This window comes from Rugosimonospora africana (assembly GCF_016862975.1).
Classification (GTDB): Bacteria; Actinomycetota; Actinomycetes; order Mycobacteriales; family Micromonosporaceae; genus Rugosimonospora; species Rugosimonospora africana.
In genome coordinates this window covers 96,944-119,659 of the sequence record NZ_BONZ01000075.1, presented here as the reverse complement: position 1 = coordinate 119,659, position 22,716 = coordinate 96,944, and the positions used below count along the sequence as shown (strand labels likewise).

Below are 22,716 nucleotides of genomic sequence, written 5' to 3'. Positions count from 1 at the left end.
CGGTGGAGTCGTCGCAGGTTACGGGTGGGAGCAAACTGGGAGCAGGTTTTTGACCTCTTCCTGTTTGGAGAAGCGGTCTGCAGTTGACCGTGGCGCCGGAGCCCTCGGCGCACGGACATGTCGACGCTCATCATGAACTGCTACGCGACACGCTCAACCTTCCGCTCCCAAGATCGCCAACAGAGCCTGCGGCGACGCTGGTGCCAAGTCCTGATGGGCAGAGCTGTGTCAGTGCGACACTGGATGAAACCAGTCACAGCCTGGCTCCAGCCAACCAGGCGTACGAGATGGCAGACCGCCGGACGCAGCGTCGCGGTGCGTTCTTTTCGCTGGTGTCAGGGGGTAATCGCGGCCAGCGCCTGGTTGGCCAGGGTGTGTGCTTCCTCGTCCTCGGTGATGCCGCGCCATCCTCCGCTGTAGAGCAGACGTTCATCCTGCTCGACGGCGCCGCGCAGGAGCGGCGTGAACCTGGCGGCGGCCGACCCGAGCCTGGCGATATAGCGCAGCGCCTGCCGGCTGACCGGCAGTTGACGGCCGTGCCGCAGCGGGTCGAGGGCCGCATCGAAGACCTCCAGGCACAGTGCCGGGTCACCGGTAATCTGGTAGTGGGCGAAGCCCAGCTCGACACCCTTCCAGGAGCGCCAGAACTGTGGCTGGTGCTCCTTCAGCCGCCGCTCGACACGTGGCAGGTAGCGCATGCCGAGCGGGCCGAGGTCGCCCAGCATGCGTGCGGTCACCGCGGTGAAGCGTTCCGCGGTGAGTACCTCCTCGCAGGCGAGGAACGGCTCGGGGTCGCCGGCTATCTGAAACAGCGCCCAGGCAGCGCTGCTGGCACCGGGTTCGTCAGACGCCGCCAGCCGCGTCAGTTCTAGCCGAGCCGCTGCGGCGGCCGGACCCAGTCCGGCCAAGACCTTGCAGGCCAGTGCGGGGTGCTGCGTGTCCAGCATCGCTGTCAATTCGGGTAGTGCCGGCAGGGCCGCCGCCCCGAACGCGCTCAGCACCCGCGTGAGTTGATACGCCGTCGGCGTGGCCGGATCGTCACGCAGTCGCCACCGGATCGCGGGCACGAGTTCGTCCGCGTACGCGGCCAGAGACAGGCAGACATCGGCGATGGCAGGATCCTGATCCAGCCAGTAAAACTCGTCGGTGTAATGGGCTGAACCGATGTCGAAGATCTCTGGATCGCGGCGCAGCGACCGCTCGACGACCGGGATTGCCCGGCGGTCGCCCCACCGTGCCAACGCCCATGCCGCCAAGGCTCCCAGACGACCGGGTCGACCGATCCGCGTGGCGACACTGTCCGACCAGCCGCGGCCGGCGTCTCCCGCCGCGGCGAGCAGATGCACAACGGCCGGCTGGATAGCGGGCGGCCCGTCGAGAGTGGCCGCCACATCGGCGGCAAGCACGCTCGTGGCCGAGCGCCACCTCATCATCGCCGCTCCGACCTCGGCGAGTGGCCGCTGACGCTGTGTGTGGAGTGCTTGCCCGATCCCGATCCGGGCCAGTGCGATTCGGGCCGTCCGGTCGGCGCCGAGCTCACGGCCCAGCCAGCCGACAGTGCGTTGCGGCATCGCGTTGGCGTACGCCGCGAGAAGGTGGTCGACCATGACGGCGTCGGGACCGAGCCGGCGGATGGAGACCAGGAAGGTGAACCGCCCCGGATCGCCCGGCGGCGGGGCATGCTCGGACAGCCACGCTGCCACAGCTGCCCGTGTGGCAGGTGTGAGGGCGCCGGCCGCGCCTACGGTGCCCAACGCGAGAACGTAGTCCGCCGCGACCTCGGGGTCCGCCTCACCAGGAAGCCGGCGCATCAGCGCGTCGACAAGGTCGTCGGCCCGCTCACCCAGCTCGACCAGGATCTCCACCGCGCCGCGCCGGATGGCCGGATCCGGCTCGTCAAGCAAGCCGAAAAGGCTGTCGACAGCCGCGAGTAAAGTCGCCCGGCAGGCCTGGGCGTGCGGCCTGGACTTCCACGGCTCGGCCATCTCGTTGTGCAGCGCGGCGAAGCGGCGCACTAACTTCAGGATGTCTGGCCGGTCGGGAACCGCCGGGTCTCGGACGAAACGGATCAGAAACGGGACCACCGCGGCGCCTGCGGAGTACACCGCTCCGCCCTGGTGATAGACCGCCATATCCAAGTCGCTGAGAGCGTCGGCGCTGGTCGCCGGGTCCGTCATCGCCGCCAGCCAGTGCGGCACCTTCTCCGCCGAGCCGTACGCGTGGTCGAGCGTCGACCAATCGATCTCGGAAACCCCGTCCAGCAGCTCGCTCACGACGCATACTAAACCACTGCGGACGACAGGCATGGCTTTGATTCTGGTGCCCCTCATGGGCCATGAGAGGGTGCTCCGTTTTCGGGTGAACGCCCAGACGGGATCGGTGTGGGAGCTTCGGGGCAGGCGCAACGTTGGAAGGGGTCGGGCCGATGGCTGAGATTGACGGGTTGACTTACGCCGAATGCTTGGTGCTGGATCCGTTGGACCAGAATTCGGCACGGCCGCTGTGGGAGATCTCCGAGGACTTCCGTGGCTTCCTGGCCGGCGAACCACCGACAAAGGATCAGCTAGCTGAGCTCCTCGGACCCGCGCTGGTCTCGTTGGTGGGGTATGGCCTGGTCGAGGTGCGCTGCTTCGCCAACTGGCCCTCCCCATGGGAGGAGGGTGTTCTCGTGGGTAGCGGCCGCCTGGCGGCCGAGAGCCGACGTCCCGAGATTTGGTCGCGCAGTACGACGCGAGTTGAGGTACTGGCAGTGAACATCACCAAAGCCGGAATCAGGTGGCTGTAGCCCGGCTCCTACTATCCCGACGATCACCGGTGGCGTGGAGCGTACATCTGCTCCATCGGCAGAAGCGGATACCGCGCCTTCCCCCATCCGATCGCGCCCATGACAGCCCGTGGCCGGTCGACCCGCGCACCTGTAACCCGTCAAGTGGGGCCACGGTGTAACGCATCAAGCGGAGTACGACAGGTTTCCGCGCCATGTGTAGTGATAAAGCAGCTTCGAAAACTCAGGGGCGAAACCATCGAAATCGGAGAACAAAGCTCCGTCGATGATCAAGACGGGAAAGCCACCGCTCCGTTTGGTCACGATCTGAGTATGGGCGGCCCTCGAGGCATCCGCTTCTGCCGTCGGTCGTGCGCTGCGGATCTTCGGCGATCGTCACGCTCCGCGCGCCGCTCGGGGCCGCCTAACCTACGAGCTCATGCGCGCTCGTGCCGATGTCAGTGCAGGCGCTTCGCAGTTGAGGGTGTAGCGGCCAGCGCGGGTTGGGTGGCTTAGCAGGGGACAGTGGGCAGTCGTCCGGCGGCGAATGCGGTTGGCGTCACGTGCATGACCTCGTGGAAGTGGGCGGTCATGTGTGACTGGTCGTAGTAGCCGGCGTCGTTGGCGAGACGGGCCCAGGGTTCGCGACGCAGCCTGGGGAGGATCGTTCGGATCCGGGTGAGCCGGGCGAACTGCTTCGGCGGGATGCCCACGGTCGTGATGAAGGCATTGCGTAGGTGCCGTTCGCTGATGCCCAGGTGTCGTGCCAGTTCGCGGATTCTTGTATGAGGGTGGCCGCGCTTCGGCGACAGCTCGACTGACGCCCGGCGGACCAGGTTCGCTGTCGTGCTGTCCTGGGGCCGCGCAGCGCGGGCTCGCGCCGTCAGAGCCGCTTCTATGTGTTTCACGGCGGGTCTCGGCTCGGAAGCGAGCCCGGTGAGTTGGTCGGCGAGCTGGACGCCAGGCGGTCCCCAGAGTTCGTTGAGTGACATGACACGATCGGTGAGCTCGTCGACGGATGTGCCGAGGAGCACTCGGGCGGCGCCTGGTGCGAGCTGGAACCGCGCGCACGCCGGGACGTCCTTGCTGTCGTAGTAGGCGGCGCGGGTGCGTGGGCCCACCACGAGCAGGGCGCTGGAGCCGTCGGCGATGGTCCGCCACACGAGGGAGGTGGCCGCGTCGGGTATGTGGGCCAGTGGGCACGAGGCGTCGTCGTCCGCGCGGTAGGAGGCGAAGTCAATGCGGTCTACCCAGCGCAGTAGAGCGTCGGGGACCGGCAGTTGTCGATTCGTGTTCATACCGTCAGGCTATCCGCGCCCGGTCTTGCCGATGTCGCGGTCCGGGAGTGCCGGAATTTCCTAGAAGCCCGTGTGCGGGCGCTGGCAGGGTGTCGGCATGATCTTGGTTACTGGTGCCACCGGCACTATCGGTCGGGAAGTCCTTCGACTGCTGGCCGGTCGGGGCATGCCGCTGCGGGCTATGACCCGCGACGCCAGCCGTTTGTCATCAGTCGAGGATGTGGAGGTGGTCAGGGCGGATTTCGAGGTTCCGGAAACACTGCGTGACGCCGTGGCCGGTGTGGACAAGGTCTTCCTGCTCACCGCGCCAGGGGCATCGGTTCCCGAGCACGACCTGGCGATGATCAATGCCGCCCGCGCTTGCGGGGTGCACAAAGTGGTGAAACTGTCGGCAGTTGGAGGCCGCACGCCGGCCAACGACGGCACCACACCGGCGGGCTGGCACGCGCCAGGAGAACAAGCCCTGGCCGACAGCGGGTTGGCCTGGACGGCGCTGCGACCGTCTGCGTTCGCTTCCAATGCGCTGCGCTGGGCGGACGCGATCAGAGCTGGCTACCCGGTGCCGAACCTGACCGGGACCGGCACGCAGGGTGTTGTCGACCCTCGCGACGTGGCCGAGGTGGCGGTGGAGGCCCTCGTTGGCGCCGAACTTGACGGTCTGGCTCTCACGCTGACGGGGCCTGACTTGGTCAGCGTTAACGACCAGGTCGCTCAACTGTCCGAGGTGCTTGGCCGACCAATCAGTACCGTCGACGTCCCGCTCGATGCGGCGCGGGAACAGATGCTCGCCAGCGGGCTGGATCCCTCAGTGGTCGACGTCGCTGTCCGCGGATCCCAACTGGTCCGCGACGGTGGCAACGCCGTCGTGACCGACGATGTCCAACGAGTTCTGGGCCGCCCAGCTCGTTCCTTTCGCACTTGGGCCCTGGATCACCGTGGCGTATTGCTCGATCCGCAGGAGCCCAGGCGAACGGCGAGATAGGGGCTCTAGTCGTGTTGTGCGTACATGCCCGAACCCAGGTTCCTACGCGGCCATCCGGAAGACCTCGACGTGCACGACGCTACTCCGCCTGCGGTTTCGCCTGCCCTGATCTGACCGCCTTCTGCCGACTCGATGAGCTCGGCCTCTTCGTCATAGGCCAGCGGCTCGAGCCCGACCGGGCTGTGCTCTCGTGCCGGGTCGTCGAACCCGACCAGTGGTGCCGGCGCTGCGGCTGCGAAGGAAGCCCGCGCGACACCGTGGTCCGCCGGTTGGCGCACGAGCCGGTCGGCTGGCGTCCGACGACGTTGGAGGTCGTCGTGCGCCGCTATCGGTGCACCGGCTGTGGGCATGTGTGGCGCCAGGACACCAGCGCGGCGGCCGAGCCTCGGGCCAAGTTGTCGCGCCGCGGGCTGCGGTGGGCACTGGAAGCCATAGTGGTACAGCACCTGACCGTCGCCCGCGTGGCCGAAGGACTCGGTGTCGCGTGGAACACCGCCAACGACGCTCGTCGAACCGATGCTCGTCATCGATGAGGACCCGCTTGCCTTCGGTGAGGACATCTGACAATTGAGTGCCTGCCGTAGGAGCGGCACCCGTACTCTCACTGGGTGAGCGATAGCAGTGACTACGTGAGGCTGCGAGAAACCTTCAACTGCTGTAGCCGTGAAGAGTCCGGTACCGCGTCAACGCCGCCCCATTTGGTGGCGCCGCTGGTCTGTGAATTCGAGCAGACTGACGGGGATGGCCATTGGCTGGGCCCGTCAGGAGACCGAGACATCCTGCTCGGAGGATGCCTCTCTTCGTTGATCCACCCCTGGGAGCGATATGGCCTTGACGTCGAGGTCATCCCGGCCGTGTACGGGGGACGACCTCGACCAACGTATTACGTCAAGGCGTACGGCAGCAGCCCGCGTCGCCGTAGCAGCCGTTCGCCTCAGCCGTCGGTGCTCGTACGGCGATCGGTGTCGCAGTTGATCGGGTGCAGGTCGGTGGCCGACGTGGCGGTGCAGACCGTGAGAATGACGGTGTCGCCGGCCTTGACGTCCCCGTTCGGGAACGGGTCCCATGCCTGCGACCATGCGCCGTCCGGGATGTACTTCGAGCCCAGCGGCTCGGTGGTGTGCGCGCCGGCCGGGGTCAGCGCCGCCGACACCTTGGTGCCCTTGCCTTCGAGGCAATTGTCGTTGATCCAGACCCAGTCGTCGCTGACCGGGTGCGTGCCGTCCCCGCTGCCGTAGTCGATGAAGGTGGCGGTCCCGCAGTTGTAGCCCTCGGTCGTCACGACAGTGAAGGCGTCGTTGTTGTCGTCAGCCAGAGCCGGTGTGGCGCTCAGCATCACGGTTGCGGCCGCCGCAGCAGCCGATGCGACAAGCGTCCGTCTGATCGTGGATCCGGCGCGGATCTTCATGTATGAGCACACTCCTTGTGGAAGTTCCTGCTTCTTGAGCCGGGATCATAGTTGGTAAGGGAACCGGACTCCAGTGGGCGAATCGTTACATCTGTACCCGTGGTCAAAAACGTGGATCGATCCGGCCGTGCGGGTGTCGAAGTCTGCTGACGCCTTGCGTCTCGGTGGTCTGCTGGCCACCGTGGGGACCCACCACATCGCCGGCGGCACTGGACCGAGGCGTTCTTCGTTGAGATTCAGAAGCTTTACGAGCGCTTCGATCCGTCGACCTCACCGGGCCTGCGTCTTGAGGGTGCTCAAGACATTCCGGAGGACGATCGGGAGCTGACCTCGTCGGAGCGGTTCGGGCCTGCGAGCTTCTACGGATACGAGTGGGAGTTGCCGTACTCGACAGCGGACTACCTGGATCTGCTGTTGACCTACTCCGGCCACCGTGCCTTGCCGGACGCGCAGCAGGGCGCATTGCTGGACTCCATCGCGCGGCTCATAGACGTCAACTACGGGGGCCAAGTCGTCAAGCGCTACCTGACTGAGCTGAGGCTCGCCGAACGTGTCCGGTGAATCGCTTCTATAGGTAGCGGTCGTCGGATTCAGCAGAGTGCACGTGCATTCGGCCGAGTTTTGGTTGAACGGCAACGAAGACGCCCCGTGCAGTTCGCCTTGTTCGGCTGCACGGGGCGCCCAAGTTTCTGTGGGTCGCGGTCTCGTCACGGAGCCCCCTCCCTGAGGCTCGCGCGCAGGGCGGTGACCGGAATGAAGGCCGTGCCGTTGCCGAGTTCGTTCGGTGTCGGGCCGGACGGAGTCGCGACGTCGGCGAGTCGGTTGGCGAGGGCCGTCAGGGCCTCTCGGTCGCCTTCGAGTGCGTCGCGTTCGTCGTCGGTGAGGTCGAGCTGCTCGAGCACTCGATCGATCCCGTCTTTGACGGCCAAGAGCTGGCCGGCGTTGGATTGTTTGGGCAGGTAGAAGGAGCATTTGGCGCAGGCGAGTCGGTGCGCCCATCGCGGCGAGCCTGGGCAGTTAACGATGGTGTATTTCATCGTCGTCGCCCTGGTCATCGGCGTGGCCACCGTGTTCTTCTCAACCGCCTATCAGGTCTTCCTACCGGCGCTCGCCGCAATGGCCGACCTGCCATCGGCCAACGCACTGGCTGATCCTGCTCATGTCTCTGATCCGCTGCCACCGCGACCTGCCCACCCTGGTCGCGTCTGTTTGACCGGCAGCAACGACAGGCCCCAAGCCATGACCCCCACCCCGGGCGGCAAGCGCCGGCTGGCACGGTTCCGTGGCACGGGGGGCCTTCCCGCTTCGCTCCCGGCGCACTGATGGCGCTCTTCTCGAAACTGGTTCTAGCGCCATCAGCACCGACCCCGGACAGTGCCAGCCGACCACGGGCACCACGAAGCCCAGCATCTACCCGCTGTGGCAGACGTTGGGCTCGGCTCGGTCCTCGCTCAGTTGTCGGTGCTGAGGCGGGCGTGAAGGTGCATGTCATGCCAGCCGTCGGCGTGGCGAGCCTCCCCACGCTTCGTGCCCTCGGGGACGAACCCGGCGTGCTGTGCGACCCGGCAAGACGCCCTGTTCGCTGTCGAGTGGCTCAATTGGAGGCGGTGCAGTCCCAACGTCCGGAAGGACCACGTGGCCAGGGTGCCCAGCGCTCGGGGGGCGATGCGGCGACCACGCGCGTCTGGTAGCACCCAGTACGACACCGAGGCCACGCCCTCGGCGAGATCGACGCGTCGTAGACCGATCTGCCCGACGACGGTGGCCGCGTCGAGCACGGCCCACGCCGCATCGGTTTCATCGCGCCACCGCCTCGGCCAGGAGCTAATCCAGCCGGCGGCCTCTTCGTCGGTCATGGATCGGCAGTGCCAGCGCTGAATGGCAGGGTCGGCGAATGCCGCGACGACGGCCGACCGATCCGACGGCCGCCACGGCCGTATTAGCAGGCCGTTCGCGTCGATCTCGGGCTGGGGCATCGCCGCCATCGTTCCGGTCGGCACGGCTGGGGTGGTGAGTAGCGGCAGCATCTACTGTAGGACGTGGCGCTACGGCGGTTAGCGCAGGAGCTTTGCCTCGGGCGGGTAGGGCCTCTGGCCCTACGTCCCGGCGGCCGGGTGGACAACCCTGGCGGGGTCGGTGGTCGTCTGTTGGGGAGCAGATTGGGAGCACAGGGTCGCTCGGAACGGCGTCGAACTGCCGTGAACGGGTGACATCGGCGGCCAACGGTCGCGCCTGACCTGGCGTGCCTCGCGTTTGTCCTGGTCACGGAGCTTAGCGGACGTTCGCTGACACAACTGCGCTCAACGTCCGCGAACGGCGCTGAACTGCTTCGTATCGTTCGAGGTCAGGTGCCTGTTGATCGAGGTTGGTGAAAGGTGCGGTGGAGTCGTCGCAGGTTACGGGTGGGAGCAAACTGGGAGCAGGTTTTTGACCTCTTCCTGTTTGGAGAAGCGGTCTGCAGTTGACCGTGGCACCGTAGGCCCTCGGCGCACGGAACGCCGTATCGATGCTCGTTACGGACTGCTCCACGACACGCTCAGCCCTTTCCGTGATCACAAGATCGTCGACAGAGCCTGCGGCGGCGCTGGCGCCCCAGTCGTGATGGGCGGAGGTTGCGACTGCCGTGCCTGTGCCGGCTACATACTCGATGCAGTGAGCGTGACACTGCAGGCCAGCGTGATCGGCGGCAGCCGTCCGACTACGCGCTGCCCGTTGGAAACCTGAGGGTCGGTGGTGATGCAGTCACGTTGCGGCCACGGGCGGCCATCTGTCGACGCCGGTATCTGTGCGACGCGGGTCAGTGTCGGTCGAGCGATCCCGATACCGCTACGAATTGATCATCTGCCCACGCCGGACTCAAGAACTCCTCGACGCTCGCGGTCGACTGTCTCGGATCCTTACGGGCGAACCGGAGCCCGGCGAACGCCGATATCGGAGGCAACCACGGGCGAGAGCGGATCGATGGCTTCACTGCTCAAGCCTGCCTCGATCTTGCCGACGCTTAATGCAACGGTACCGCAGGTACCGCGTTGGGTACGTGCTGGATGATCGGGACCAGGTTGTCAGGGCGCGGCGGGATCGGGCTGACGGGGTTCCAGGTGGCGCCCGGGGCGTTCTGAACGGCCACACGATGAACGCCGGCGCGGGCAGTTGGGCGGCCTGGGTACTGCTCATTCCGCTGCCCGTGACCTGATCGGAAGCGACCCGGCTGCGGGGCGCTCAGGCGTTCGCGAGCCCGACCAAAGAAAGCGACCCGCCGATCAGCACACCGGCCACCAACGCGATCCAGAAGTCGAAACGGCCGGACAGGACCGCTCGCTTCGCCCCCGACCGCAGTTGCCGCCACCGGAAATACCGCGCCCGGGTGGTCATCGCGGTGAACTCCAGGAAACCGATGGCGGCACCCACCAGAAGCGCGAGCGACGGGGCCAGGTTCCACAAGTGGCCGTTGGCGATGAACGACAGCGGGATCTCGACCACGATCGCGGCGACCAGGCAGGCAACCGCGGTCCAGAACCACGCCGAGCTGGCCGCGCTGGTGGCGGCTAGCGCATCTTTGAGGTTGACCGGCTGGCCGTTGGCGACCCGACGGCAGACGGCGAGCGAGTCGTTGTCGATGCTCCGGCTCCTGGGTGCCGGCAGCCACGACTCCGCGAGTCGGATCGCGATCCTGTACTCCAGCGCCACGAGAATCCCCAGTCTCAGTAGGGCGAAACGCGGCCTGGAAGGCCGAGTCACCATCCTCGACCACCCAATGGTGAACCCCATCAACCACTCCGCTTGACAAGAACGATAGGGACACCGCGGACGAAGTGCATAGGCTGGCGCAGGGGGCCAGCCGGTCCCCACCGCGGTGCAGCCGGTGGCGGTCGGTGCGGCGGAGGAGACCGGGATCAGGGCGAAACGCACAACCGGGCGAGCGCCGCCTCCGAGCGCAGACGGTCAGGATGTCGTCCGTGGTGACCAGCAACTGCCCGGCGGTGTCCACGTCAACGCCGGGAAGGGCGAGCAGCTGTGGCGCGGCAGCGCTCGCCAGGGTCCCCGAATGTTCGTAGAGGTTGTCGATCTCGGCATGCAGCGCCAGCTAACGGCAAGCCAAAGCCCGAAGCGCCGTCTTCGCAGCGGCATTCGGGCCGTCCAACGAGCCGGGCCGGACTCCCCCGCAAATCCGGACCCGCTGCTTGCTGGTCAGCTTCCGGAGCACGCTTCGCGCGGCTTCGGGTGCCGACACGACGAGAGAGTCCAGCTGCGACGTGAGCGGGTCGAGGACCAGGCCGCGACCGGTACAGGTGGGTTGCATCTCGATGAGGCGGGCGGCTTGGTCGAGGTCAAGCATCCGGCGCAATGATCGGGTGGGGGCTGCCCGGGTCGTGGCTGTCGAGCCAGTGGTGCAGTTGCTGCGCGGTCTCGTCGGTGAGGGCGGCCGCTGCGGTGTTGGCGAGTTGGTGGAGCTCGGTGAGCTGGTCGGGTGACACCTGTAAGTGTGGGCGGGGCCGGCGGCGCCATGTCGTGCCAGTGGCGTCGCGGACGATGCTGGTGGCGTCGGCGGCGGCGCGCCGGGCCAGGCGCGCATCGGTATCGACTGCGGCGATCAGGGAGGCGCGCAGCTGTCGGTAGGCGTCGCCCAGACTGAGGAGGCGGTAGCCGGCGCGTCGTCGCTCGGCTCGCTTTGAATCGGTGAGCAGGGTCCATCCCAGGTCGGGTGGCAGGCTGCTGGCGATGGGGCGAAGCGCCAGCGTGGCTTCGCGGATGACGGCCGGGGATGGGTCGTCGAGCATGCTGATAAGTTCGCGAACTCTGGAGGGGTCCAGGGCGGCGAAGCCGCGAACCGCGGCGGTCCTTGTCCGGGGCAGATTGTGGTGCAGCAACGGCCGTAGCAGGTCTGCGTCGATCGGGGTGCCGGTTTCGGCCAGTCCGGCGATCGTGCCGGGGGTGAATGTGTCGGTCGTCAGGGCGTCGCGGTAGTGGTGCAGGGCGTCGGTGCCGGTCTGGCGTGCCGCGTCGCGGGCGATGGCTCGGATCAGCGGCGCGGGGTCGTCCAGGAACCGCAGCACCGCCGTGTGATGGCCGAGTCGGACCAGACCGGTGACCGCGACCGCGCGGACCTCGGGGTGGCGGACGCCGGCCAGCCGGTCCACAGTCGCGCGGCGGCGGGTCCAGACGGCGTCCTTGACGGCTGCCTCGGCGGCCCGGCTGCGGCTGCGCACATCCGGGTCGTGTAGGGCGGTCTGCACGAGTTGGTCGGTGGTCCACCAGCCGCGGGCCAGGCCGACGTCGATCACCAGGCGGCGACCCGCCGGTCCACCTGCCTGAGGCAGCTTGGAGCGCATCGGTGCAGTTGCCGACAGCAGCGTGGCGACGATCTGGTCGTGGACGAAGCCGCCGCGAAGCCGGTCCGCGACCAGCGGCACCGCGTCCAGCACGGCCGGTAGGTAGGTTGCTGGGTCATCGGCGAGTAGCAGAACCAGTCCGGCGCGGGCACGGTCTCGTACCCCCTTGACCCAGTCGGCGGTCCGTAGCACCAGGAACGGCACCAGCAGCGGATCCGGTTCGCGCAGGATCGCATCGACGGCCGCCTCACGCACATATCCGTCGCCGTGCATGCTGCCCAAAGCAATTGCGATTGGGCTGGCGGTGCCAGCCGTGACGTTGGCGGCCATCGTGGTGAGCGCGGGCGAGTGGTGTTCCAGCCCCCGCGGCACGTACCGGATGTGCTGGTCGATGCGGACGACAGCGCGCGGCGACGCTCCGAGGGCGCTCAGCCCGGATCGGTTCGCTTTCATGTCACCGTCGGCGTCGGTCCGCGCCAGCATGTCGATGAGCTGCTCGCATGCGTCCCAATCGCCGCCCGCTGACGCGACCGCCGCCGTCAACCCGGCGACGTCAACCGGGCCGGCGGCTGGCGGTGTCGGTCCACGGCCGGTCCGCAACCACCTCATGCCGGCATCTTCCGCCGCGTGTCGTCGGCCCCACGCACCCGAGCGCCGGCGGCGATGAGTTGGTCGACGAGGTCGGTGACCGCGTGGGTAATGTCGGTGCGGATCACCTCGATCGCTAGGTGGTCGTACGGGGTGGGGTCGCGGTTGATGACGACCAGGTGTGCACCCCGTTCGACCGCGACCCGGCACAGTTGCGCGGCCGGCTCGACGAGTAGCGAGGAGCCGATGGCGAGCAGTAGTGGGGTGTTGGAGACGATCGCGACGGCCTGACGCATGATGTCGGGGTTGAGGTTCTGTCCGAACAGGACAGTATCGAGCTTGAGGGGACCGCCGCACCCGGTGCAGTGGGGGTCGTGCTCTCCGGTGGCGACGCGGGCCCGTATCGCCGTGGTCGGAACCGTGCTGCGGCATCGTGTGCAGGTGGTGGTCCACATGGTGCCGTGAAGTTCCAGTACTTTGCGGTCGGCCAGGCCGGCGCGTTGGTGCAGCCCGTCGATGTTCTGCGTCAGTACCCGCACCGCGATTCCGGACTCGTCGAGTCGGGCCAGTGCCTGGTGGGCGGCGTTGGGCTGGGCTTGCCAGGCCGGGTGGTCGACGTAGGTACGCCAGAACCTGGCGCGGACGTCCGGGTCGCGCAGGTAGGTGTCGAGGGTGAATGCGGCGGCGGCCGCGGGGTCCCGGGTCCACACTCCGTCCGGTCCCCGGTAGTCGGGGATGCCCGAGCCGGTGGAGATGCCGGCACCGGACAGCACCGCGATCCGCGTCACGTCACGCATCCAGACGGGAACCTGCTTCGGCATGGGGAAGACGGTACGGGTCCCTGATCCGCCCGAGCTACGCAATTTGCCGCGGGCTACCGCACCCACGGCCCCCGGGATGGTGGATAGGCGCGGACCTGGGTGGCTCGTGTCGGTTCCGGGACATGGGACCCCAGCACTTCGCGTTCGAGGCGAACCCTTCAGCGGTCAGCGTCTGCTGTCCGGGGCGTCAGGCAAGCTCGAAGGCGTTGCGGCAGTCTGTCCGGACTCACTCGATGTGGCGCGATCCGCGCTTCGCGGCAAGTGCGACGGATGGTGCATTGTGGACGGTCCGGTGCGGCGGTCGCCGACTCGAGGCGCCTTGTTGGCCCGGTTCGGTTGGCGGCGCTGCGCGAACCGGGGCACGCCCGTCGCGCCTGTGCGATTACCACTACCCTCATCCCCGCCGGCTACCCGCCCCGACGAGAACCATGCCCTCCGGGCCGCCGACCTCCACGGAACCGAAGTGTCGGCATGATCGTCTAGCCTCCATCTCACACCAAACTGGAGGAGTCAGGATGGCACTAAGACGTCAGAGCGCGGCGGTAGCAATGCTTGCGGCGCCACTCTCGGGACTGCTGGTTCTCGGGTCCGCGGGGGCCGCGGTCGCGGCGCCGGATCAAGTATCGGGCGTCGTGGTCAGCGGACTGCTGTACGAGCATCAGGCGAAGATCGGGGTTCCCACCGCCCCTGTGACATTCTCCAGCGACGGCCGGGGAGACCTCCCCGTCAAGTACGAGTACTGGATCAACGGCGGGAAGCACAAAACCATCAAGGCGGACAAGACAGGCTCCGCCATCGTCTACCTGACCTTCACCACTCACCTCAACGGCATGTACGTCGAGGGCATCGGCGCCGACGGAACCGCCGGGCTCGCGACGTTCAACTACTACTTCGCCGACGGGGCCACCCCCGCCGCAGAGAAGGACTCCGACGGTGACGGTGTTCCGGACATCGTCACCGTCGGCGACCCATCCGGCCTGGGCTCCGGGCTCTGGCTCGCCGCTGGGAGGCCCGCCGGGTACGCCACGGGCCGGGTACGCACGCCGGCCGTGAACATCACGGGGAAAACCGCGGGCGGCGATCCCTCGTACTTCGACGGCGCGAAGATCATCACCGGCAACTTTCTGGACGACAACCTCCAGGACGTAATGATCTACTTCGTCGACGGCCCAAAGGCGGGCGCCGGAATGATCCTGCCCGGCAGCGGCGATGGCTCCCCTCTAACCGACATCGACGGCATCGACGCCGGCCTCGACTATTTCAGCGACTGGGACGGCAACAGCCCGATCGATCTGGCGAACGCGTACAAGTCGTCGGGCTTCACCAACGCCACACCGGACTTCATCGGCATCAGTGGCAACCCCAGCAACGGCTACCACCTCGCCTACTACCCAATCCAGATCAACTTTCCGCTGCCCACCTCCTCAGAGATGACCCCCAACCTGACCCCGACCGGCGGGACGGACTGGGAGAACTGGCAGCTGTTCAGCACGCAGGTACGGTCCGGTACAGCCATCTACCTGTGGAACCGCACGACCGGGGCACTGTACCTCTGGGAGGGAGTGCGCTTCACCGACAACGGTGACGGCACCGGCTCGATCACCTACCAGCAGTACGAGATCGCTCAGAGCTGGAACACCGGCGCCACGTACTCGACCGTGGAGGCGGTGGACTTCACCGGTGACGGAACCCCCGACCTCTGGACCGTCACACCAGCCGGCGTGGCGACCGCATACGTCGTGTCGAACCTTTCGCTAACGGCGCCCGCGAAAATCAGCGCGAAGGCCCCACAGAACCTCGGCTAACAACAGCCACGGGTTGAGCTCCTGACGAACGGGTCCGGGCCCAGCGAAGGGCCCGGACCCGTTGCCCGGCCGCCGGTCTGTCGAAGCCGATGCCTGCAGCCGTGGTGACCCGACCAGCTTGGAATCTGGCCACACTGACCTCGCCGTATTATTCGACGCACTCGGCCTCTAGCAGGTCGGCTGCTTGCTCGGCGATGACCGCGAACTCGTCCGGCGGGATCCTGGCGACGAAGACTTTGCCCAGGTCTTCCGGGAAGGGATGATCCTCCCGCCAGAACGCGAAGACGATCACCAGATCGTTGTTGTCAAGGTAGGCGTATGTCGCGACGTTGTCGATGGTCTCGCCCCACTGCATGAACCAGAACTGCTCCCGGAACTCTGTATGGTCTGCGTGCAGCAGTCGGAAAATCTCCTCTGGCGAGCGGCCCGGAAGGGGGCAGGGTTTGACATCGTGTCGGCGTGCCTGTGCCGCGCTCGACCGCATGGCTCGGGAGAAGGACGGCACGAAAGCCGAGTTGTCGGCAATGGTCAGCCGTTTGCCGGCCGCCCACACGTCGACCGTGCGGAGTGCGTGCGGCTCGGTATCGGCCACCTCCACGGCGAACGTGGCCCGATTACCGAGGGATCGTCTCATCAACGCTGGAGACTACCCAGGTCACGCCCGGTCATTGCGGGGGAGCAGATTGGGAGCACGGGGTCGCTCGCAACGGCGCTGAACGGTCGCGAACGGCTCGCATCGGCCGTGAAGGGTCGGCCCTCACCTGGGACGCCTCGTGTTGGTGCTGGTCACGGGCTCGGCGGGCGTTCGCTGACACAACTGCGCTCAACGTCCGCGAACGGCGCTGGACGGCTTCGTATCGGCCGAGGTCACGTGCCTGTTGATCGAGGTTGGTGAAAGGTGTGGTGGAGTCGTTGCTGGTTACGGGTGGGGGCAAACTGGGAGCAGGATTTTGACCTCTTCCTGTTTGGAGAAGCGCTCCGATCCACGTAACCCGGTGCTGCGGATCCTAGAAGGCATGGTCACAGCGAGGCGGGTCTGATTGGTTGGCCGGTTCGGCCGGACGGGCAGCAAGGACCAGTTCGAGTACCACCTGACTGTCGGATACTCGTGTGGTCCGTCCGCGTAGGTCGGTGACCACGCCGTCGCACGACCGCCTGGGTCCCGCACCCCAGGTCTGGCTTTCGAGCGTCGACGGGAGTGGACCTGGGGTATTGGGATGGGACCCGGCGAGGCTGGGGGGCCGGACTGCCTATCCGGCGCTGGGCCGGTTGAACGGCAATGGCACTCCGGCCGCGTCGAGTACCGCCACGTACGTATCGCGCAGCTCTCGCAGGCTCGCCACGAGGGAATCCAACTCGTCCTGGGCATCAGCGACTTCGCCGCGCTGCAACGCCCGTTGCGCTCGCTCGAGATCCTCGGTCAGTACCTGCAGACTGTCGCCCTGAACCAACACGCCAGGGAACCGTCGTGCTGGAAGCCGCAGCACGGCGTTGCTGTGCTGCTGAGTTAGCAGCTCGACCTCAACCCATACCACAACATGATCATAAGCGTGTCTACCGCCTATCCGATGCTCAGGCGAGCGAGCGAGCGAGCGAGTGTACGGCCGGTCGTGAGGTGACTGTAACCGCGAAGGAGCATTTGCCCGGGCTGCGGGCGTTGGTGCCGGCCGGCAACGCGGTCGTCGGTATCGACCTGACGGACGTGGAGCAGGCGATCGTGGTTACCGATGACGATGCGCGGGTGTTGGCGCGGCTCCGACTGTTGTGCCGGGCCTGGGTGTTGCCCGGAAAGTTGCGGAGTAGTTGACTTTGAGGGCGACACTCAATGGTGTGGACGTGGTGGGTGTGCGGCCAGGTGCCGGCCTCGTCGGGACGTTGGCGCGGGCCTATCGGCGAGCGGTGCGCGGCGGGCAGGGCGTGGTCAGTTCGGCGTTGGTGCTGCGACAGGGCGCGGTGCGGGTACCTGAGCTGGGCCAGTTCCCCCTGCCTGCGTCACATGCCTGGCGGCAGGAGCCTGGACTGGTCGACGGCGACCCATTGGGGCAGCGCTCGCGGTTGTTCGCCGGATTCGACCGGCAGGTGGAATTGTTCGCCGAGGGCGTGCTGCGGGAAGCGGCTTACGATGGCGGTCCGGGCGTGGCCGTGTTCTCGCCCTTGGTCCGTCACGCGGTCTACGAGGCCGTCCACGAGGCGAGTCGCCGCGACGGGGTGCACGCCGGGATCCGTCATCTGCTCGCCGCGATATTCGCCGAGCCGGGCAGCGCCGCCGCCGAGCTCGCCGGGCGGATGTGGGTGGTCGGTCACGGCGGGCAACTGCTGGACCGGCAGTCGTCCCGGTACCGCGCCGGTGACAGTCCACCGAACTGGGCACCGCAGGTGCTTAAGGTGCTGCGTGTCCTGCCGTCGAAGACGTCCGCCACGCTGGATCTGCCCTGGAGGGCAGCTGTCGCGACCGGCATGTATTTCGCGGTGCGCCGTCCGTTTCGTCGCTACGGCGCCCGCTACGGCCACCCTATCCCGCTCTTGATCGAGGGCGACGCGGCCAAACAGGCGGTCCGCCTGGGCCACGCTCACACCGGAACTGTCGAGGTGCTGCTGAGCATTCTGGACCTGCACGAGCAACTTCACGCTGCGGGTGCGGTTTTGCCTGAATCGGTCGCGCGTCATAACACCGCGGGTCAGGTACTGCGTGAGCACGGGGTCACTCTGCTCGCCGCTACCGTCGCCGCGGCCGATTCACCAGCCGCACGGCAAGGTGTTGTAGACCTGGCAGCGGTACCGACGAAAGGCTGGCCTACCGCCCCGAGAACCAGTCGGCCGGCACCACCGTTGGACCCGGGCGCGATGCGTGGGCTGCGTTCGGCCAGCGCATCCGCGCGGAGGGCGGGCGACCCCTTCACCGGCACGACACGCCTGCTGGCAGCTATTCTCGGTGACGGCGATGACCAAGCCGCCCGACTTTTGCGCACACTTGGTATCAATCCTGACGCAGTCACCGCTCAACTGTCCATACAGCGGGGGTGACCAACAGCGCACGCCGCAACGTCCGGAGCCGAGTGTCAGGTCGCCGTCTACGACGGCCAACTTCGCTGCGCACACGCTCCATGACGAAGAGCGGAAGCCTCGATGGAACCCAAGCGATGAGGGCCGTCGCAATCAATACGGATCGGGGTATCCGCGTAGGCGGAGAGCTTCGTAGACCTATCTCGGTCGTGATGTCTGCGGCTAGTCGTGGCGGGCGTCCCCGGAGGAACGCCCGCCACGGCGATCAGCGGGTGGAGCCGGGTGCGAACGCGAGGCCCCGGAACACGTCGCCGGGGGCGGCCGTGCGCAGGGTGGTGAACTGTTCGCCGGTGGGCAGTGCGGTTGCGGTGGCCGGGTCGGTGATGCTGACCAGCTTGTTCGGGTCGGCGCCGTAGTCGGACACGCCGCCGACTGTCGAGGTGACCGCGTAGAGGGTCACGGTGCCGTCGGCGTTGGTCTTTCCGGTGAGGTTGCGCACGCCGTCGACGGCGGGTGTCCACGGCCGGCCGGTGATGCTGTTCGTGCCGGTGGGCAGCCCTGCCACGGTGTAGGGCACGCCGAGGCCGAGCCCGGCGTTGAGGGTGTAGTCGTAGGTCCAGGTCCCGTTGACCAGTGACCACTTCTGGATCCCGGCGAGGTTCTGGGCTGCGGCCGCCGTGTAGCTGCCGTTGCTGTAGGTGTCGGTGCCGTTGCCGGCGTCGGCGACGTACAGGGTGGTCGGGTTGGCGAACCACATGCCGCCGAAGGCGGTGCTGTTGGTGGCGGGACCCGTCTCCGGGGTCTTGACGCTCTTCGCCAGCGCGTTCGGGAATCCGGCAAGCACGCACATGTTGTACGCCGGCTCGCCGGTGGACGGGTTGTAGGAGTCCGGTTCAGCGGGAAGGGGGGCACCGGGGGCCGGCAGGCCGACACCGTGTGGGCAGGCGTTACCGGTGGTGTCGACGAAGTAGAGGGTGTCGATGCCGTTGCTGCCGCTGCCTTTGTCGTAGTACAGCACGTTGTCGTGGACGGTGACCCCGCTGAAGTTGGTGTCCTTGCCGAGCTTGTCCGCCTTGGTGTTGGCGGGCAGCTGCGTGACGCTGAAGCCACCGACCGGGGTCGGCTGGCCGGTCAGCTGCGCCTGCTCGGGCGTGTTCGCCGGCCTGACCATCTGCGCGCCGGTGCCGAAGATCAGCCCTGGCACATCGGTACCTTCGCCGTTGTTCGAGTTGCCGGCCGTGTAGTACAGGCCGGTGCCCTCGTCGAGGATCGCCGCCCGCCCGTTGTCGCCGCTGTAGGCGTTGGTCTGGGTGACCGAAAACTTGCCGTTCGCGTCGAGTTGGGCGACCGCGCGGTAGACCGACTGGCCGTCCGGGTTGGTCGGGTCGAAGACGCCCGGGGTGTTGCCGTTGGACGCGTCGAGGGTGTTGGCCGGTGCGACGTATCCCATGAAGGTGACCGCGGAACCGCCGGTCGACAGGTTCAGGGCCAGCTCCGACTTGGAGGAGAAGCTGCCCATCAGCAGATCGTGGCCGCGGCTTGACGCGGCGGGTGTGCCGTCCGGCGCGGCGATCGAGTCGACCAACGCGCCGCCTGGGGTGAGCTGGTCAAGGTAGATCGGCGCGGTGACCCCGAAGTTCGAGTCGACCGACACGTTGTCCCAGACGTGCGCGAAGCTGCCGTCGGCGATCGCGACGCTGCCGGTCGGCAACACGGTGACGCCGGGCGTGATCAGGTCGGTGGTACCGGTGTAGTGGACCCGGCTGAGCAGCAGGTCGCCCGGGATGACCGGGGTCTTCCCGGCGGCTTGAGCGGTACCGCCGGTCGCGGCGGCGGTGAGGGATGCGCCGAGGGCTATCGACGCGGTTGCCAGAATCGTGCGGCGCGTACCCCGGCGCCGCGCGCGCTTCGAACGGTTGATCATGGTACCTCTTGTTCCTACACGATGTCGGGCTGTGTGGCCCGTAGGAATGAGATCACCGGCGACTCGGCTCGCGGCGACCCGCGCATGAACAACAGGCCAAGTCTGATCAACCAACCGGCGGCCCTTCGCCGTCCAAAGGCGCGCGGGGATGTTGGACATGCTCGGAGATGCCGCCCCGCATTGCGGAGGGGCGTGCATTGATGGCTTTGAACAGCGTCCCGTCCCGGTGAGCCGCCAGCGTGGCCTTACGCTTCGCCTGACCGACCTCGATGAGCTGGCGCACCGGCACCGCGTGTCCTTCACCGAGCTGGCCGACTACGAGGTCCTCGACCCGCCGAGCTTCCGGAACTCGGCCGACACCCGGCCATGGTTTCCCTCCCACACTCCGGACGGCCGACCGCTCCGGCTGCGTCCGATGGCGGGCGTCACCATCCAGGAGATCGTCGCCCTGGTGGCACACAAGCAGGCCGTGCATGTAACGGTCGCGTGGGTGGCGCGGCATTTCGAGCGCTCGGACGTCGTCGTCGTTCCCCTCGACGGTCTACCGACCGCCGAAGTCGGCCTCATCTGGTGCACCGCGCGGGAGAACGGCCGGATCTGTGCCCTGGCCGACATCGCGGCCTCCCGCAATACCGCTGATGCCAATGCGGGGCGTGTCCAGCGTTGGCGGCGCGGATGGCTTCGATGAGTAGGACGGGCCCTGCGTCTTTGAGGAGGAAACCGACCGCGCCGGCGGGTAGCGCGCCGTAGGCGTACTCGCGTGCACCGGCGGCAGTGGGCGGCCCAACCGCTGGCTGTGCTGGACGAGAACTACTGCGCGGACTTCTTCGATCGCTGATACCGGCGTCCATGGCGATGTCCAATACGCGAACGGCGCCGCCACTCGGCGTGCGGGCCGGCTGTCAGCGGCCAGTTTGGATTCCCCGAGGACGGCCAGCCAGCACATTACGTACAGTGGCGACGGCCGGCGGCGGTGATCGCAGTCACGCCAGTAACGGTGATCAGCGGCATCATGCGCCCACGGCGACTGCGGTCAGCGCTGGCCAGTGCATCGTCGTCGGGCGCGACGGTGCGCTGGTCTCTCAAGGTCGGATGCACGACGCAGTGCGCAGCCCCATGTTTCAGGCGTCGGCGCTCACTGGCTCTGCCGGAGATCGTGTTGCGCGCAGGCTCTATGGGTGCCGAAGAGCATCCAGGGTCTGAATCGTGACCTCACCGTCGGCTTCCCGGCCTGCCAGCCGTGCGGCTTCACGAATCTGTTCGTCGGTCATCCCGGCCTTGGCCAGTTGGATCGCCTCGTGCACGCCGTCGCCACTTCCGTGGTCGAGCATCGTGAAGTACCAGCGCATCGCTTGGACCTCGTTGCGCAAGGTGCCGATGCCGTCCCGATACCAGCATCCCGCAGCGAACATCGCGTCGACGTACCCGCGCTCGGCGGCCCACAGAATCCAGGTCAGCGCTTCCTCGTCACGGTCAACAGCTCCGAGGCGATCGCCGAGCACAGCTCCGGCCTCCAGAACGCCGCGCCGCGCGGCGACGGTCAGAAGCTGCAGGCATTCGTCCTCGTTCGCCAGCGGGACATCACCACGGATATGCAGGCCCGCCAGGTTGAACGCTGCGTACCCGTCGCCTCCGTGCGACGCCTGGCGCCAAAGTTCGACGGCACGCTGCAGATTCTGCTCGACCCCGAGTCCCCGTTCGTACATGAATCCCAATGTTCTCTGGGCGTGCGCGTTTCCCGATGCGGCCGCTTGCGTCGCGTATTGGACAGCGCGCGGCAGGGCCGATTCGTCGTAGTAGTCCATCACGATGCCCGCGAGCGCGGCCTGCGCTTCGACGTCGCCTGCGTCCGCAGAGCGCTTGAGCTGTGGCGCGGCGACCCGGCTGACGAGGTTCGCGCCCTCGACGCTGCCGAGTTTGGCCGCCTCGATCCACGCCAGACTGGCCGCTGCCCAGTCACCGGCCTGAGCCGCGGATCGGCCGCTTGACAGAAATCCGTCGATGCGCTCTTGGCGCGGCATCACCCGAGTTGGCATCGCACTTCCCCATCCCGCAATCAGTGCGGCAGCATACCGTGGGACCGGCAACCAGCACCAACAGAGATCGACACAACCTCCGGCAAAGCCAGATAACGCCCCGGCCTGAGCGCCGTACATGTTGAATGCCACGAGCCGCCGGAGACGTCAACAAGTCGTCAGCACGCAGCCGTCCGGCGACGACCGCGAACACCGAGCGACCCCGACGTCTCGGTCAGAGAGCAACTGACATGGACCTCGACTCTCCGTGACCGCCGACGGCCAGATGGCTCCCCACCAACTGGCCGTGTACGGGGAATTCCAGCTGGCCGCTAACAGCCGGCGTAGAGATCGCGTGCGGGACCACCGGTCAGGCAATCGCGGCAGCACAGGGGCGCGCTGCGTGCGCTACTGGCCGCATTGCCGCCCGGGCGGTCAACCCGCCCAGCGCCGACAACACTGGCTCGGGACTCTCGCCACGGAAGCTGATCACCTGAGCCCGCCCGTCCGGGTGTGCCTTCCGACTCTCCGCGGCTCGCCATCACCGTACATCTCTGCCTGAGAGGTGATTCGAACCTGCGCATCCGTGACCTGCGTAGACACCTTGTTGCCAGCTACTGGCAACAAGGTTGCGACACTCAAACCTGGCGTTGACCAGAAATGATAGTAGTCACTCGATGTCGCAATCTTGTGCCCCCGGGAGGATTCGAACCTGCGTCGAGGCTGAACCGCCATGAAGTGGACATCTCGAATCGGACAATAGTTCTCCAAATGGCAC

At 67.1% G+C, this 22,716-nt stretch carries 20 protein-coding genes and 1 pseudogene; 9 read left to right on the top strand and 12 right to left on the bottom strand.

Annotation, left to right across the window (positions count from 1 at the left end):
- Nucleotides 1-335: 335 nt before the first annotated feature.
- Nucleotides 336-2,306, bottom strand: coding sequence for a hypothetical protein (locus tag Raf01_RS35580; protein WP_203922490.1), 1,971 nt, complete (start codon nucleotides 2,304-2,306; stop codon nucleotides 336-338).
- A 119-nt stretch (nucleotides 2,307-2,425) separates the two neighbouring features.
- Between Raf01_RS35580 and Raf01_RS35575 the strand changes: the two genes are divergently transcribed.
- Entirely contained in the window at nucleotides 2,426-2,785 is a 360-nt protein-coding gene (locus Raf01_RS35575) for a hypothetical protein (protein WP_203922489.1), read from the top strand.
- A 491-nt stretch (nucleotides 2,786-3,276) separates the two neighbouring features.
- On the opposite strand, the gene Raf01_RS35570 is transcribed toward Raf01_RS35575, so the two are convergent.
- Nucleotides 3,277-4,062 (bottom strand): helix-turn-helix domain-containing protein, encoded by a 786-nt coding sequence (locus Raf01_RS35570; RefSeq protein ID WP_203922488.1) that lies wholly within the window; start codon nucleotides 4,060-4,062, stop codon nucleotides 3,277-3,279.
- Nucleotides 4,063-4,159: 97 nt separating this feature from the next.
- On the opposite strand from Raf01_RS35570, the gene Raf01_RS35565 reads away from it, so the two are divergent.
- Both Raf01_RS35565 and Raf01_RS35560 read left to right on the top strand, forming a co-directional pair.
- Nucleotides 4,160-5,044, top strand: coding sequence for an NAD(P)H-binding protein (locus Raf01_RS35565; protein WP_203922487.1), 885 nt, complete (start codon nucleotides 4,160-4,162; stop codon nucleotides 5,042-5,044).
- A 110-nt stretch (nucleotides 5,045-5,154) separates the two neighbouring features.
- Nucleotides 5,155-5,550 (top strand): annotated as a pseudogene (locus Raf01_RS35560) (ISL3 family transposase); the annotation flags it as partial.
- 428 nt (nucleotides 5,551-5,978) lie between these two features.
- Here the strand turns inward: Raf01_RS35560 and Raf01_RS35555 are convergent.
- Nucleotides 5,979-6,452, bottom strand: coding sequence for a hypothetical protein (locus Raf01_RS35555; protein ID WP_203922486.1), 474 nt, complete (start codon nucleotides 6,450-6,452; stop codon nucleotides 5,979-5,981).
- A gap of 378 nt (nucleotides 6,453-6,830) precedes the next feature.
- Here Raf01_RS35555 and Raf01_RS35550 point away from each other — a divergent pair, with 378 nt between their 5' ends.
- Nucleotides 6,831-7,013 (top strand): hypothetical protein, encoded by a 183-nt coding sequence (locus Raf01_RS35550; protein WP_203922485.1) that lies wholly within the window; start codon nucleotides 6,831-6,833, stop codon nucleotides 7,011-7,013.
- A 146-nt stretch (nucleotides 7,014-7,159) separates the two neighbouring features.
- On the opposite strand, the gene Raf01_RS35545 is transcribed toward Raf01_RS35550, so the two are convergent.
- On the bottom strand, nucleotides 7,160-7,489 hold the full coding sequence (locus tag Raf01_RS35545; protein ID WP_203922484.1) for a hypothetical protein: 330 nt from the start codon (nucleotides 7,487-7,489) through the stop codon (nucleotides 7,160-7,162).
- Between Raf01_RS35545 and Raf01_RS35540 the strand changes: the two genes are divergently transcribed.
- Nucleotides 7,476-7,775, top strand: coding sequence for a hypothetical protein (locus tag Raf01_RS35540; protein ID WP_203922483.1), 300 nt, complete (start codon nucleotides 7,476-7,478; stop codon nucleotides 7,773-7,775). The genes Raf01_RS35545 and Raf01_RS35540 overlap by 14 nt on opposite strands.
- A gap of 128 nt (nucleotides 7,776-7,903) precedes the next feature.
- Here Raf01_RS35540 and Raf01_RS35535 read toward each other — a convergent pair whose 3' ends face one another.
- The 4 genes from Raf01_RS35535 to Raf01_RS35520 all read right to left on the bottom strand — a co-directional run bounded on the left by Raf01_RS35535 (nucleotide 7,904) and on the right by Raf01_RS35520 (nucleotide 13,191).
- Nucleotides 7,904-8,476 (bottom strand): GNAT family N-acetyltransferase, encoded by a 573-nt coding sequence (locus Raf01_RS35535; protein WP_203922511.1) that lies wholly within the window; start codon nucleotides 8,474-8,476, stop codon nucleotides 7,904-7,906.
- Nucleotides 8,477-9,671: 1,195 nt separating this feature from the next.
- Nucleotides 9,672-10,139, bottom strand: coding sequence for a hypothetical protein (locus tag Raf01_RS35530; RefSeq protein WP_203922482.1), 468 nt, complete (start codon nucleotides 10,137-10,139; stop codon nucleotides 9,672-9,674).
- Between the two features lie 641 nt (nucleotides 10,140-10,780).
- Nucleotides 10,781-12,391, bottom strand: a complete 1,611-nt coding sequence (locus Raf01_RS35525; RefSeq protein WP_239134226.1) for a HEAT repeat domain-containing protein — start codon at nucleotides 12,389-12,391, stop codon at nucleotides 10,781-10,783.
- Nucleotides 12,388-13,191, bottom strand: coding sequence for an SIR2 family NAD-dependent protein deacylase (locus Raf01_RS35520; protein WP_203922481.1), 804 nt, complete (start codon nucleotides 13,189-13,191; stop codon nucleotides 12,388-12,390). The genes Raf01_RS35525 and Raf01_RS35520 overlap by 4 nt, the downstream gene beginning before the upstream one ends.
- A gap of 515 nt (nucleotides 13,192-13,706) precedes the next feature.
- Between Raf01_RS35520 and Raf01_RS35515 the strand changes: the two genes are divergently transcribed.
- On the top strand, nucleotides 13,707-14,996 hold the full coding sequence (locus tag Raf01_RS35515) for a hypothetical protein (protein WP_203922480.1): 1,290 nt from the start codon (nucleotides 13,707-13,709) through the stop codon (nucleotides 14,994-14,996).
- A 148-nt stretch (nucleotides 14,997-15,144) separates the two neighbouring features.
- On the opposite strand, the gene Raf01_RS35510 is transcribed toward Raf01_RS35515, so the two are convergent.
- Entirely contained in the window at nucleotides 15,145-15,630 is a 486-nt protein-coding gene (locus Raf01_RS35510; RefSeq protein WP_203922479.1) for a hypothetical protein, read from the bottom strand.
- Between the two features lie 616 nt (nucleotides 15,631-16,246).
- Entirely contained in the window at nucleotides 16,247-16,531 is a 285-nt protein-coding gene (locus Raf01_RS35505) for a DUF6959 family protein (protein WP_203922478.1), read from the bottom strand.
- A gap of 80 nt (nucleotides 16,532-16,611) precedes the next feature.
- Here Raf01_RS35505 and Raf01_RS35500 point away from each other — a divergent pair, with 80 nt between their 5' ends.
- Together Raf01_RS35500 and Raf01_RS35495 are read left to right on the top strand one after the other, a co-directional pair.
- Nucleotides 16,612-16,803, top strand: a complete 192-nt coding sequence (locus Raf01_RS35500; protein ID WP_203922477.1) for a hypothetical protein — start codon at nucleotides 16,612-16,614, stop codon at nucleotides 16,801-16,803.
- A gap of 23 nt (nucleotides 16,804-16,826) precedes the next feature.
- Nucleotides 16,827-18,020 carry a Clp protease N-terminal domain-containing protein gene (locus Raf01_RS35495; RefSeq protein ID WP_203922476.1) on the top strand — a complete coding sequence of 398 codons (1,194 nt, stop codon included), beginning with the start codon at nucleotides 16,827-16,829 and terminating at the stop codon, nucleotides 18,018-18,020.
- Between the two features lie 244 nt (nucleotides 18,021-18,264).
- Here Raf01_RS35495 and Raf01_RS35490 read toward each other — a convergent pair whose 3' ends face one another.
- A complete protein-coding gene (locus Raf01_RS35490) occupies nucleotides 18,265-19,923 on the bottom strand; it encodes a hypothetical protein (protein WP_203922475.1) in 1,659 nt (552 codons plus the stop codon).
- Nucleotides 19,924-20,071: 148 nt separating this feature from the next.
- Between Raf01_RS35490 and Raf01_RS35485 the strand changes: the two genes are divergently transcribed.
- Nucleotides 20,072-20,611 carry a hypothetical protein gene (locus Raf01_RS35485; protein ID WP_203922474.1) on the top strand — a complete coding sequence of 180 codons (540 nt, stop codon included), beginning with the start codon at nucleotides 20,072-20,074 and terminating at the stop codon, nucleotides 20,609-20,611.
- 484 nt (nucleotides 20,612-21,095) lie between these two features.
- Here the strand turns inward: Raf01_RS35485 and Raf01_RS35480 are convergent, their stop codons facing one another.
- Nucleotides 21,096-21,959, bottom strand: coding sequence for a tetratricopeptide repeat protein (locus tag Raf01_RS35480; protein ID WP_203922473.1), 864 nt, complete (start codon nucleotides 21,957-21,959; stop codon nucleotides 21,096-21,098).
- Nucleotides 21,960-22,716: the final 757 nt, after the last annotated feature.